Raw genomic sequence first — 13,035 nt, 5'->3', positions numbered from 1 at the left:
AAGTAAATTTGGGCAGAGCGTAGCGAATTAGCTGATAGAGCGTTCGTTACGCTTTGTTTTTCTATGGGACAGAGCCAACGAAATACCACCTCGAAGCCAAACGGTGCAGAAGTTCAGTTACCACCTCGTTACTCCCGTAACGGGTGCAGATTTCTTGCTAAACGGTTCTGTTTCTGCGTTTTGCGTCGATTTACATAGCTGTCGGTAACTCACTAATAACTAATTTTGTAACCAAAAAAGGAGTGAGTTATGCGTAGTACATTCAAGGTATTATTTTACGTGAAGAAAGGCAGCGAGAAGCCGAACGGCAACCTGCCTCTGATGTGCCGTATCACGGTGGACGGCGAGATTAAACAGTTCAGTTGCAAAATGGATGTTCCCCCACGGTTGTGGGACGTGAAGAACAGCCGTGCTTCGGGCAAGAGCGTCGAAGCACAGAGAATCAACCTTGCGGTAGATAAAATCCGTGTGGAGGTAAACCGCCGCTATCAAGAACTGATGCAGACGGACGGTTATGTAACCGCCGCCAAACTCAAAGACGCCTATCTCGGTATCGGCGTCAAGCAGGAAACTTTGCTGAAGCTGTTTGAGCAGCACAACGCCGAGTTTGAGAAGAAAGTCGGACACAGCAGGGCGCAAGGTACATTTACCCGTTACCGGACGGTCTGTAACCATATTCGGGAGTTCCTGCCCCACAGCTACAAGCGTGAGGATATTCCGTTAAAGGAACTCAACCTCACATTCATCAACGATTTCGAGTATTTTTTGCGCACGGAGAAGAAATGCCGTACCAATACCGTGTGGGGCTACATGATTGTGTTGAAACACATCGTTTCCATTGCGAGGAACGACGGACGTTTGCCCTTTAATCCCTTTGCCGGATATATCAACTCTCCCGAAAGCGTGGACAGGGGCTACCTCACCCGAACGGAGATACAGACGCTCATGGACGCACCGATGAAGAACGCCACCCACGAGCTTGTACGGGACTTGTTCGTCTTTTCCGTGTTCACGGGTCTGGCGTATTCGGACGTGAAGAACCTCACCGCCGACCGCCTGCAAACCTTCTTCGACGGCAATCTTTGGATAATCACCCGAAGAAAGAAAACCAACACCGAATCGAACATCCGCCTTTTGGATGTTCCCAAGCGTATCATCGAGAAGTACAAGGGACTGGCTCGGGACGGTCATGTTTTCCCCGTTCCGAGTAACGGAAGCTGCAACAAGATACTCAAAGAGATAGGCAGGCAATGTGGCTTCAAGGTACGTTTGACCTATCATGTCGCAAGACACACGAACGCCACGACCGTGCTTTTGTCGCACGGCGTACCCATCGAAACCGTAAGCCGCCTTTTGGGACACACGAACATAAAAACCACCCAAATTTACGCCAAAATCACCGCCCAGAAGATAAGCCAAGACATGGAAACCTTGTCGCACAAGTTGGAGGACATGGAGAAGAATATCTGCCGAGCCATCTAATTAAAAGCAGAATACCGATGAAAGAAGAAAGGAACATTATCACGATGGACGAGCGGGGCAATATCTCCCTGCCGAGCGATATAGGTGCAACCGCCATGACCGAGTGGGAAATCTGCGAACTGTTCGGGGTTATCGCCCCGACGGTTCGGGCAGGGATAAAGGCACTCTGCAAAAGCGGAGTTTTGAGTATATATGACATAAAGCGCATTATCCGCATATCGGACAGATACAGCGCGGAGGTTTACAACCTCGAAACGATAGCCGCCCTCGCTTTCCGTGTCGAATCGTTCGGGGCGGCGAAAGTCCGCAAGGCATTGCTGGAAAGGATTATGCACGTGCGAAAAGAAAAAACGACGGTGTTCGTGTCGGTTGTTTCGGACGGCAAGCCCAACAGCCGTTGGAAAGCGTGATGATATACCAACATAGCAACATGCAAACGTACCAGCATGCCAACATGCCAACATGCAAACCTATCACTATGGTGATATATATTGCAGGGTCTATTTCTCTTTTCAGAAGAAAGCGGAGCAATCATTTCCGTTTACAAAGGCAAAGCAAGCACGGGGCTTTCCGTCGGCTAAAAGGTCGGGCGGCTGCGCCGTTTCCCGATAAATCTTCCTCTCGCTTCGCTGCGAGTGTATTTATCGGGAAAACCTTGTATCCGACCGCCCCATGCAAAAGAGCCTTTGAAAACGAAAACGACCGCCCCGCCACCCACCGACCGAAAGGGGAAAAATAAGGTGGGGTTATATGGGTAAGCAGACGGCAGGGACAGCCATAGCCGAAAGGCAGGCAGACGGCACGCCGCAGGGTATTTACGGAGAAAATACCGTAGCTTATTAGGGAATTTTCCGAGCCGCAATACTACGTATCGCTGAAAATTCCCCAATAAGGCAAGGGGCAAGCCCCTCTGCACACCCCATCGGGGACGGCATTTCGCCGCCCTCAAAGATAGTCAGATTTATTGTTTCACAAGCCAGAAAAGAAAGGAATATATGGGTTTCGTAGTTTTACACATGGAAAAGGCGCACGGCAGCGACAGCGGAACGACCGCACATATCGAGCGTTTCATCATACCGAAGAACGCCGACCCCACACGCACGCACCTAAACCGCAGGCTCATCGAATACCCCAACGGGGTGAAAGACCGTTCGGCGGCTATACAGCAGAGATTAGAAGAAGCTGGGCTGACACGCAAAATCGGAAGCAACCAAGTACGGGCTATCCGCATCAACGTATCGGGAACGCACGAGGACATGAAGCGGATAGAGGAAGAGGGGCGTTTGGACGAGTGGTGCGCCGACAATCTGAAATACTTCGCCGACACGTTCGGAAAGGAGAACATCGTGGCGGCTCACTTGCACAGGGACGAGGAAACGCCGCACATACACGTCACACTCGTCCCCATCGTCAAGGGAGAGCGAAAGCGCAGGAAACGGGAGGAGCAGACGAAGAAGCGATACCGCAAGAAGCCGACCGACACCGTGAGACTGTGCGCAGACGATATTATGACACGGCTGAAATTGAAGTCCTACCAAGATACCTATGCCGAAGCGATGGCGAAATACGGGCTGCAAAGGGGCATAGACGGCTCGAAAGCTCGCCACAAGTCCACGCAGCAGTATTATCGGGATATACAGAAACTCGCCGACAGTCTGAAAGCGGAGGTGGTGGATTTGCAGCAGCAGAAAGAAACGGCGCAGGAGGAATTAAGGCAGGCGAAAAAAGAGATACAGACCGAGAAGCTGAAAGGGGCGGCAACTGCTGCAGCCGCCAACATTGCCGAGAGTGTCGGTTCTCTTTTTGGCAGTAACAAGGTCAAGACGTTGGAAAGGGAGAACACCGCCCTGCATAGGGAGGTAGCCGACCACGAGGAAACCATCGAAGCCCTGCAAGACAGAATACAGACCATGCAGGCAGACCACAGCCGGGAGATACGGGAAATGCAGCAAAAGCACGGCAGGGAGATAGCGGACAAGGACACAAGGCACAAGCAGGAAATATCGTTTCTGAAAACGGTAATCGCAAAGGCGGCGGCATGGTTTCCCTACCTGCGTGAAATGCTCCGTATCGAAAACCTGTGCCGCCTTGTGGGATTCGATGAAAGGCAGACCGCAACGCTCGTCAAGGGAAAGACGTTGGAGTATGCGGGGGAACTCTACTCGGAGGAACACGGACGGAAATTCACGACCGAAAAGGCTGGGTTTCAAGTGCTGAAAGACCCCACGGACGGGACGAGGTTGGTTCTTGCCATTGACCGAAAGCCCATTGCCGAGTGGTTCAAGGAACAGTTCGAGAAGTTAAGGCAGAACATACGGCAACCTATACAGCAGCAAAGGAAAAGCAGGGGTATGAAACTGTAAAGCTCCAATTTTATACAGCGAGCAAATAAATCTATTGCAACATAAGTGATTATCACAACTTTTCACTACCTTTGTGGTTGGATTAGGGAAACTCCGTCCAAGACATATTAGAAAAGAAAGAAGCGTTATGCTTATCTTGTTGTTGAAAACGTAGGAAATTTTCAAAATGAGCAAGGATGGCATAGTGGTTCTCACGCTATAGCGTGGGCTGCTATTACTACATCTGCTCATTAGGTTTTTCCTACGACCTTCAACAAAGACGTGGCATTGCAGTTCCACGCTTCGTGGTTTAATAATAAAAGGTCTTAAGGAGCTGGAAAGACAAACATAGTACTATGGACATGACATCTCTTTGGGGAAGACTTGCAAAATTGCAGAGTTTCTTTCAGGATGGTTTGAATGTGGATGAAAATTCACATTTGCCAGAAGCGGATTTACGCAAGATAAGTCTTGGCAATCTGTATGTATATCAACAACAAGGTGTATTGAACACATTCGAAACTGGCGTAACTCCCTCTGTTCGTAAAGTTATTTTAGGTGAATACTTTGGTATAACGGATAGGGATAGTGCCATCGAAACTTTGAATTGGTTGTCGCAAGCTCCCTCGCAAACAATGTTTCACTATGCTTATACGGCTTTTCTTCAAGGAGGGGGTAATATAAGCAGGAAGTGGCTTAATGAAAATGAAGAATTGAAAGAACACACCGATTTCCGAAATGACTGTTTGGAAAAGTTGGAAACGATGGAGGAAAAATATCCGGACATTGAACAAGCTGGAATTGTCGTATCCAAAGAAGAAATGGGCAAACTCGGAGTACTTGCGTGGGATGCAGGAAGATTAAACTTTATCAGCAGACTTTGCCTTGAGCAAGAGTACATTGTAAAAGAAGAATGTATGCAGTGTATCAATGCCGCTTACGAGATGACCAAAGAAGTTTATACCAATTGGAAAGACTATGCTTATAGTTATGTTCTTGGTCGTACTTTGTCGATGGGAACTACCAACATGATTGGATTGGCAGAAGATTTACTGACAGATACCAAAAGCCCTTGGACTTATATAAAATGGTGATACTTTATTAAAAAATATTTATTAACTCTACATTTTTTTTGAATTATGAAAACGTTTAATTATGCTCCAGCCTCTCCTATCAAGGATAACATTACAATGTTGGCTGTATCAGTCGGTATGGTTGTCGTGCCGCTCGTTTATCCATTCGGTATAAGAATAGGCAGTACCCGAATACTTGGCCCTACGAGTACTGCCATTGTTTTTATAATCGGAGGACTCGTTCTCTTGGTAATAACATTGAACAAGGTTCATCTTGCCCGTGCTTTGGCGGCGAACGGAGGAAAAATCGTTGTCGATGCAGATAGTGTAACCTATCCTATAATAAAGAAAGGGGAGAAAACCGACAAAATATTTAAAATATCGGATATAAAACATCTTAAATATGACGATGAAGAAGGAGAATTGGAAATCTTCTTGACGGATGATACACAAATAACATTGCATGCAGGATTCTTTGAATCTTTCGAGCGATACGAGGAATTTTTCGCTTTGTTGAAGAAGTGAAGAGGCTAACAAGTTCGATTTATGCGGATAATGGCGTGTGGCTCAATCGCTTTTCGTGGTGATTGAGCCACGTGTTAGCCGCAACCTTGAAAAACAAAAAATACAATGAATAGAATATTGGCACTATACATCTTTTTACTATTGTGTGGCACGGTTTCCGCACAACAAATCGTAGAATGGAGCGATTTGCAGACTATAACAGATAACTCACGGCGCACGGTCTATTATAAAAAAGGCAGAAAACAGCCGTTACGGGGAAAATATCGCATTATACGAGGACTTGACGAGGAGTGTGTTAAATTTTCCGATGGCATGATAAACGGTGATTATCGCCGCTATCGTGATGGGGTGCTGCGTGAATCGGGTATATATGCCAAAGGCAAGCGTAACAGCACATTCACGGAGTATTACCAAGACGGCGTTACTCCCCGAAAGGAAACACCCATGCAGCAAGGCAAGATAGACGGAACTGTAAAGACCTATTTTCGTAACGGCAAAATAGAAGCCGAAAAGGAATATAAGCAGAGTGTGGAGAGCGGGCGGGAGCGCCGCTTTGACAGCAAGACAGGAGAGCAGATTTTTGAATCTCATTATATCGACGGGAAAAAAGATGGCGAGGAGTGGGAAATCTTCGAGGATGCGAGCACGCTTCGCAGCAGGATAATACGCCACTACCGTAACGGAAAACTTGACGGCTCTTATCGTGTGGAATCGACACGGGACGGCAAACCCTATATAACTATCGAGGGACAATACACTGACGGCGAGAAATCGGGGCAATGGATAGAACATAACTATGATAACAATACCCAAACCTGCACATGGCATGGTGAAGGTGGGGCTTAAACAGAGATGAAGATAGTTATCATAATACTACTTTTAACGCTTGCATCGGTCGTAAGCTGCGAGCCACCCATGCCGCCGACGGACGAGGAAATGATACGCCACTTCGCCACGCACGAGGCGGCATTCGACAAGATACGCAAAATCATGGCGGAGAGTTCGGAGGGAAGCTTTCACTATCCACCGCTCTCTCCCTGCGATATTCTCATCCTTGATTCGGCAGGACAAATATCCTACCAACCGAACCAAGTGCAGGACACGCCGGTACACGGGTTATCAAGATCTGACCGAATACAACTCGACTCCTTGTTGTCAGAGATTGGATGCGGTCTTGTCCTTGTTGACCGCAGGGAGCAGGAAACGGCAGATTCGGTATATGTGAGCTTATTTATGCTGTACTACTCCCACGGCATCGTGGATGCGGGAACATCCAAGAGTTTCGTTTACGATCTCGAATTGAGAAGCCGCCGTGACATCCGTATCACCGAACACGGCGACCTGAACAAAATTTACCGCAGGACATACAATGACACTACGCTATACAAGCCCGTCAAGGAAGGCTGGTATATAGAGTTAGACCATTCACGATAATTTTCTTTTTTCGCAAGTCGATTTTATAAAATTGTCACCGAAAGTTCGTACTTTCGGAAAAAGATGTTATATTTGCAAATGAAAGAGTTATTTGACAGCATAGCAATGTAAAACGCTGAAATTCGCACAGTTGCTAAATCGTTACCTCTATTTCTCAAATAATTCGCTAAAAGTTTATTTCTCAATCGGTTAAGTCAAACCGAGAAAAATCTAAAATAAGTACTGAGCGAAATAAAATATTGCAACATCGTAAATATAGAGATGTCTAACACACGCCCCAGCAATTTAACATCAAACGATCGGAACTGATTCAGTGCGTACTTCTTAATATCCACCGTCATCCGGGTATAGACCATATAAAACACGATAGACACCGCCTCCGCCATCACCGAAGCGATAGCTGCCCCTTTCACTCCCAATTCCGGGAAACCGCAGTTACCGAATATCAGCAGATAGTCCAGCAGCACATTCGTCAACGCCATCACAATCGCATTCAATGTCAACACTTTCGTCCGGGTAATACCGATAAACAATGCACGAAACATTACATTCACAAAAGAGAAAAAGAACCCGAACACACGCCAGTCCAGGAACTCTTCCGTTGCGTTCAGAATCGTATCGGAAGATATCAGTATCCGCATAATATCTCCGGCAAACAGGCGTGACAGAGTGAACATGACAGCAGCCAGCATAAACAGGAAAAAGACGCCCTGTATCATCACCGGTCCGACTTCCTTATAATTTCGCTCCCCGTTACGGCGGGCCATGATGATCTGCGATCCGGTGCTAAAACCAAAAGCAATCGTAAAGGCACATATATAATACAAGCCGCCCATTGCCGAAGCTCCCAACTCAACTTCACCGACCCGGCCCAAAAACGCAGTGTCCGTCACATTAATGACATTCTGTGCCAGAAGACTCAAAAAGATTGGATAACTAACATTCCAAATTTGCTTGTTTGTGTACATATACTATATATTTACGAAGGAAATCCATACTCATAAAAAAAGCCCGCCACATCAGGCGAGCTTCTTCTTTATATGCTATTGCATTTACTTTTCAGCTACCGATGCTTCATATCAGTTTATTGGTTGCCGTATCAGGGAACACAACCGACGGCTTAAATGTTTTCGCCTCCTCAAAATCCATCAAGGCATACGACATAATAATGATGATATCGCCAGGCTGTGCCTTACGGGCAGCAGCTCCGTTCAGGCAAACGACTCCCGAGCCTCGTTCACCTTTAATGATATACGTTTCAAAACGTTCACCGTTATTATTATTCACAATAGCGACCTTTTCGTTGGCAATCAGGTTAGCTGCATCCAGCAAATCCTCGTCGACAGTGATACTCCCGATGTAATTCAGATTGGCTTCCGTTACCGTCACCCGGTGAATCTTTGATTTAACTACTTCTATAAACATACGATCTGATTTATGATTGATGATTTATGAATTATTGAGTTCTACTTGTTTCTCCAGCTTGAAACTTTGGTTTCATAGGTATGGAACTTTGTTTTCACTTACGGGAAACTATAGTTTCATAAGCATGGAACTATGTTTTCTCCCATATAAAACAATGGTTATCCGGGAAACAAATCATAATTCATAAATCACAAATCCATATTTAGTATTTAATATTATCTATCAGACGAACCTCTCCGCAATAGACCGTAATACATCCTACCGGATAAGTCGTATCGGACCAGTTCTTGATGGACTCCATCGTATTGCCATCTACAATCTCATAGTATTCCACACGCATAACAGGGTCGGCATTTATCGTGTTGATTACATAGTCGATCACCTCCTGCACGCTCTTTTCGGGTGCAAAGTTAGCACTTTCTTTTAACGTACGAGCTATTAATGGAGCTTTTTGACGTTGTTCAGGTGTCAAGCGCACATTACGGCTACTCAAAGCCAGACCGTCTGCCTCACGCAAAATCGGACAGTCGTTGATTTTCACCGGTATATCCAATTGCTTCACCATAGCACGGATCACAGCGATCTGCTGGAAATCTTTTTCACCGAAATAGGCGTTATCCGGTTCGACTACATAAAAAAGTTTGCTCACTATCTGAGCAACCCCATTGAAATGTCCGGGACGGCGCGCTCCTTCCATTACGGCCGAAACAGTGCCGAAATCGAATGTGCGGGTATCAGGCTCCGGATACATTTCTTCTGCCGACGGAGCGAATACATAGTCACAACCGGCCGGTTCCAACAGAGTACAGTCTTTATCCAACGTACGAGGATACGTTTCAAGGTCATGCTTGTCGTTAAACTGGGTCGGATTGACAAAAACACTGACTACACACACGTCATTTTCTTTCACACAACGTTCAACCAGGCTCAAGTGTCCGTCATGCAATGCTCCCATAGTGGGAACAAAGCCAATTTGTTTGTTATTACGCTTTTCTTCAGCGAGATAACTCTTCAATTCTTTAATGCTGTTTACTATTTTCATCCTTTAGATGCTTATTGACGGTGCAAAGCAAATAAATAATTGCGGTAAATGAAAGAAATTTTGTATCTTTGTAGCGTCTTTATAAAACTAGTTTACAGAATGGATGCAAAAAAAATCTTGTTTATAGCTCAAGAAATAACACCCTACCTTCCCGAATCAGAGATTGCAACGATATGCAGAAACCTGCCACAAGGCATACAGGAGCGCGGTCGTGAAATTAGGACTTTCATGCCCAAGTTCGGTAGCATTAACGAACGCCGCAACCAGTTGCACGAAGTAATCCGGCTTTCGGGTATGAATCTCATCATTGATGATACCGATCACCCGCTGATCATAAAGGTAGCATCCATTCAAGCAGCCCGCATGCAGGTATACTTCATTGACAATGAAGATTTCTTCCAAAGAAAGCATACTATTAGCGATGATGATGGAAACGAATACGAGGATAACGACGACCGTTCGATCTTCTACGTTCGTGGTGTATTGGAAACAGTGAAAAAACTCCGTTGGATACCGGATGTCATTCACTGTCATGGTTGGATGTCAGCGCTAACAGCACTGTACATCAAACGTATGTATGCCGACGATCCTTGCCTCAAGGATGCAAAGATTGTATACTCTATTTATAACGATGACTTCAAAACACCGTTCAGAAAAGAATTTGCAAGCAAGTTAAAGATGGATGGAGCCAAGGACAGCGACCTGAAAGGCATCAAAGCCGATACAAGTTTCACCGGGCTGACCAAACTCGCCATTGATTTCGCAGACGGTGTGATACAGGGTAGTGAAACGATCAATCAAGATGTGCTGGATTATATTGCCACTAAAAAGCACACTCCATTCCTGCCTTACCAGTCACCGGACGTTTATATGGATAAATTCAACGAATTCTACGATGTCGTATTAGGCACAAAATAAATTTAGAGAAATGAAAATCAAGCTTTTTATACTTGGCCTGAGTCTCGGAATCTCAATTCTGAGCGGGTGTAATGATGATTTGACGCAGGTAGGAACAGGTATTCAACCGGAGAATGACAGACCGCTGGTATATGCGGACACATTCTACATGAAAGCAAAAACATTACAGACAGATTCAGTCTATGCCCGAACAATTTACGGTTCATTAGGGGAAATATACGATCCTTTGTATGGAAACCTAAAATCTGATTTTATGTGTCAGTTCTACTGTCCGGAAAATTATCGGTTCAGGTATACACCCTACAACGACGTAATAGATTCAGTCGAATTTAAAATATATTATAGCCGAAGCTGGACAGGGGATTCTCTAACTCCGATGCGTGCACAACTATATGAAATAACGACTCCACTAACGAGGGATTTTTATACGAATATCGATCCGGAACAATACTGCAATATGCAGAAATCATTAGGTATGCAGACGTATACGGCACGTGATCTAAGTGTTTCGGATTCTCTTTGGAATGCGACAACAACAAACGGTAGCCAAACAGTATATTCCTATGATCCTAATATCACAATTCGTATGCCTAAAGAATTGGGGCAACGTTTCTATGACGCAACAATCAAAACTCCGGAAGTTTTTAACGATCAGAATACGTTCAATCAGTTCTTTCCCGGTATTTATGTCACAAATACATACGGTACTGGAAACATCCTGAACATCGAAAGTACCCAAATGAACATTTACTATAAGTACACGGTAAAAGGCTCCGCCGACCAAGATTCACTCGTACAGACTCGGGAGACTTTCAGTGCGACATCCGAAGTCATCCAATTGAACAGATTCAAGAATACAGACATTAGTCATCTGCTGGAGCCCAATGACAGCATCGCTTATCTGAAGAGTCCGGCAGGCGTATACACCCAGTTGACAATTCCGGCACAAGATATTACCCCGATTATCCAAGGGCGTATTGTCAGCAATGTGGACTTTTCTCTAAAGGTCCTTCCGCAAGAAGACTGGAAATTTGCATTTGAAGCTCCGGACAACGTGCTGATACTTCCGAAAGACTCAATGGATACATTCTTCAAAAACAATAATGTAGAAAATAATATCACTTCCTACCGGGGAGAATATGTAGCTTCAACCCGAACCTACTCATTCGGAAACATAGCCAAGCTGCTTAAAACCCATATCGAAAACTCTCCGGATGAAGATTTGGTTATCAATGTTATCCCCGTACAACGTAGGGTCGGGACGACATACAATTATTACAATCAACCGCAAGATTACACTGTCGCCATCGAGAACTATTTGAAACCTTCCGGTGTAAAACTGCGTATCGACAAAGACGCCATGGAAATGCGTATCGTAACAATCGAATATAGATAAACAGACCGACTATTTATTATCTATCAGATATAAAAAAACCGGGGCTCCCTAAAATAGAAAGCCCCGGTTTTCATTTATTACTTTATCTCTATTCTGCAGCAGCTTTTTTCGCAGCTTTTTTCTTATACTTGTCAAGTTCTTTCTGTAACTTTTCAATTTCTTCCCCTTGGTTCTTTATTGTCGTAAGGAGAGAATTCAATTCTTCGTTCTCTATCTCGACTGGATATAAAGCATCTACACGGCTGATAAAATCACCCAATATATTCATATAATTGGTAAATGCATCATACGGAGAATCATAAATACCACGATTCAGCCAAAGCCCCGTTTTCTTGGTTGTCATAAAACGGAAGTTATTACTTGCCTGCAAATAATCCCAGTCTTGCTTGATACGGCGATCATTGCACAAATGAACACGACCAGCCACACTATACAACTTATTAAACGCTTCACGCTGCATCACGTTACCCAGCCAACAACTCGTGTCTCTTTCCTCATCTGCCCAAGACAAAGGATAAGGAACATCAACCTGGTCGACCGACTTAAATTTCGTAACGATTTCAGTCGGAGTAGAGAAAGAAATGCCTTTTTCCTTTGCACAAGCCGGCAACGCTTTGAAGAATTGCAAAATATTGGAAGACAAAGACTGTGAGATACCCAAAGCCGAAAGTTCCATAAAAATATTGATAACCTGTTCTTCTTCTGGCAAACCAGCAATCCAACCGATATATTTATCAGCGAATAACGGATATTCGCTCCAATCCGAATTCGAGAAACGCAAACTAATATCGTCCGACAATTTGAAATCACGAAGCAAAATCTTCAAATTAGGATTATATGCACAATGATACACATAATGCGGGCTCTTCCATCCCAACACATGTTTGGCACCTTCGGTCAAAATCCCTTTGAATCCCATACTTGCGACAACCGATCCGATCTCATTCGAATAAATCAAGCTGGAATTACGGAAAACCTTGGGAGTTTGTCCAAAAACTTGTTTGATCTTCGCACTCATTCTGGAAACTTCTTCCCGGAAACATTCTTCATTAGCCAAAGAAGAAAGCCCATGAGAATAAGGTTCGCACAAAAATTCACAACAGCCCGTATCATTCAATTGATGCAACAAGTCGATCACGGCAGGAGAATAGATCTCCAACTGTTCCAAAGCCACACCCGAAATAGAAAAAGCGACTTTAAAAGCTCCTCCGTTGCTCTTTGCCATTTCAAGCAAAGCTGTCAATGCCGGAATATAAGAACGCTCTGCAATCTCCGTGATACTGCGTTCATTTTCATAATCATCATAATAGTAATGATCCGTACCGATATCGAAGCAACGATAGCGTTTCAAATGTATAATTTGATGTATTTCAAAATAAAGACAGATTGTTTTCATAT

The 13,035-nt window shown here is 44.7% G+C and carries 12 protein-coding genes and 1 pseudogene; 9 read left to right on the top strand and 4 right to left on the bottom strand.

Translation table 11 applies throughout. From position 1 onward, the window contains the following. Positions 1-249: 249 nt before the first annotated feature. The 7 genes from NQ564_RS02540 (at position 250) to NQ564_RS02510 (ending at position 6,856) form a co-directional block, all read left to right on the top strand. A complete protein-coding gene (locus tag NQ564_RS02540; protein ID WP_054856192.1) occupies positions 250-1,482 on the top strand; it encodes a site-specific integrase in 1,233 nt (410 codons plus the stop codon). A 17-nt stretch (positions 1,483-1,499) separates the two neighbouring features. After that, the gene (locus tag NQ564_RS02535; protein WP_039848164.1) at positions 1,500-1,892 is read left to right on the top strand and encodes a hypothetical protein; all 393 of its coding nucleotides are present in this window, start codon (positions 1,500-1,502) and stop codon (positions 1,890-1,892) included. A 585-nt stretch (positions 1,893-2,477) separates the two neighbouring features. Further along, a complete protein-coding gene (gene mobV, locus NQ564_RS02530) occupies positions 2,478-3,845 on the top strand; it encodes a MobV family relaxase (protein WP_054858168.1) in 1,368 nt (455 codons plus the stop codon). Between the two features lie 335 nt (positions 3,846-4,180). Beyond that, positions 4,181-4,918, top strand: coding sequence for a DUF1266 domain-containing protein (locus NQ564_RS02525; protein ID WP_008144975.1), 738 nt, complete (start codon positions 4,181-4,183; stop codon positions 4,916-4,918). 45 nt (positions 4,919-4,963) lie between these two features. After that, positions 4,964-5,422, top strand: a complete 459-nt coding sequence (locus tag NQ564_RS02520; protein ID WP_008144976.1) for a hypothetical protein — start codon at positions 4,964-4,966, stop codon at positions 5,420-5,422. Positions 5,423-5,527: 105 nt separating this feature from the next. Beyond that, positions 5,528-6,268: a toxin-antitoxin system YwqK family antitoxin gene (locus NQ564_RS02515; protein ID WP_008144979.1), complete on the top strand. Its 741-nt coding sequence runs from the start codon at positions 5,528-5,530 to the stop codon at positions 6,266-6,268. 6 nt (positions 6,269-6,274) lie between these two features. Next, on the top strand, positions 6,275-6,856 hold the full coding sequence (locus NQ564_RS02510) for a DUF4948 family protein (RefSeq protein ID WP_008144980.1): 582 nt from the start codon (positions 6,275-6,277) through the stop codon (positions 6,854-6,856). A 203-nt stretch (positions 6,857-7,059) separates the two neighbouring features. Here the strand turns inward: NQ564_RS02510 and NQ564_RS02505 are convergent. The 3 genes and pseudogenes from NQ564_RS02505 to panC form a co-directional block, all read right to left on the bottom strand. Then, positions 7,060-7,824 (bottom strand): annotated as a pseudogene (locus NQ564_RS02505) (MATE family efflux transporter); the annotation flags it as partial. A gap of 106 nt (positions 7,825-7,930) precedes the next feature. Further along, a complete protein-coding gene (gene panD, locus NQ564_RS02500; RefSeq protein ID WP_005646588.1) occupies positions 7,931-8,281 on the bottom strand; it encodes an aspartate 1-decarboxylase in 351 nt (116 codons plus the stop codon). Positions 8,282-8,483: 202 nt separating this feature from the next. Then, on the bottom strand, positions 8,484-9,323 hold the full coding sequence (panC, locus tag NQ564_RS02495; RefSeq protein ID WP_005646584.1) for a pantoate--beta-alanine ligase: 840 nt from the start codon (positions 9,321-9,323) through the stop codon (positions 8,484-8,486). A 99-nt stretch (positions 9,324-9,422) separates the two neighbouring features. Between panC and NQ564_RS02490 the strand changes: the two genes are divergently transcribed. After that, on the top strand, positions 9,423-10,241 hold the full coding sequence (locus tag NQ564_RS02490) for a glycogen/starch synthase (protein ID WP_036607025.1): 819 nt from the start codon (positions 9,423-9,425) through the stop codon (positions 10,239-10,241). A 10-nt stretch (positions 10,242-10,251) separates the two neighbouring features. Continuing rightward, positions 10,252-11,637, top strand: a complete 1,386-nt coding sequence (locus NQ564_RS02485; protein ID WP_008148796.1) for a DUF4270 domain-containing protein — start codon at positions 10,252-10,254, stop codon at positions 11,635-11,637. An 88-nt stretch (positions 11,638-11,725) separates the two neighbouring features. Here the strand turns inward: NQ564_RS02485 and NQ564_RS02480 are convergent, their stop codons facing one another. Continuing rightward, positions 11,726-13,033 carry a glycoside hydrolase family 57 protein gene (locus tag NQ564_RS02480; protein WP_129649745.1) on the bottom strand — a complete coding sequence of 436 codons (1,308 nt, stop codon included), beginning with the start codon at positions 13,031-13,033 and terminating at the stop codon, positions 11,726-11,728. Positions 13,034-13,035 lie beyond the last annotated feature (2 nt).

Source organism: Parabacteroides johnsonii DSM 18315, from assembly GCF_025151045.1.
GTDB classification, from domain to species: Bacteria; Bacteroidota; Bacteroidia; order Bacteroidales; family Tannerellaceae; genus Parabacteroides; species Parabacteroides johnsonii.
This window is presented reverse-complemented; position numbering and strand designations above follow the sequence as displayed.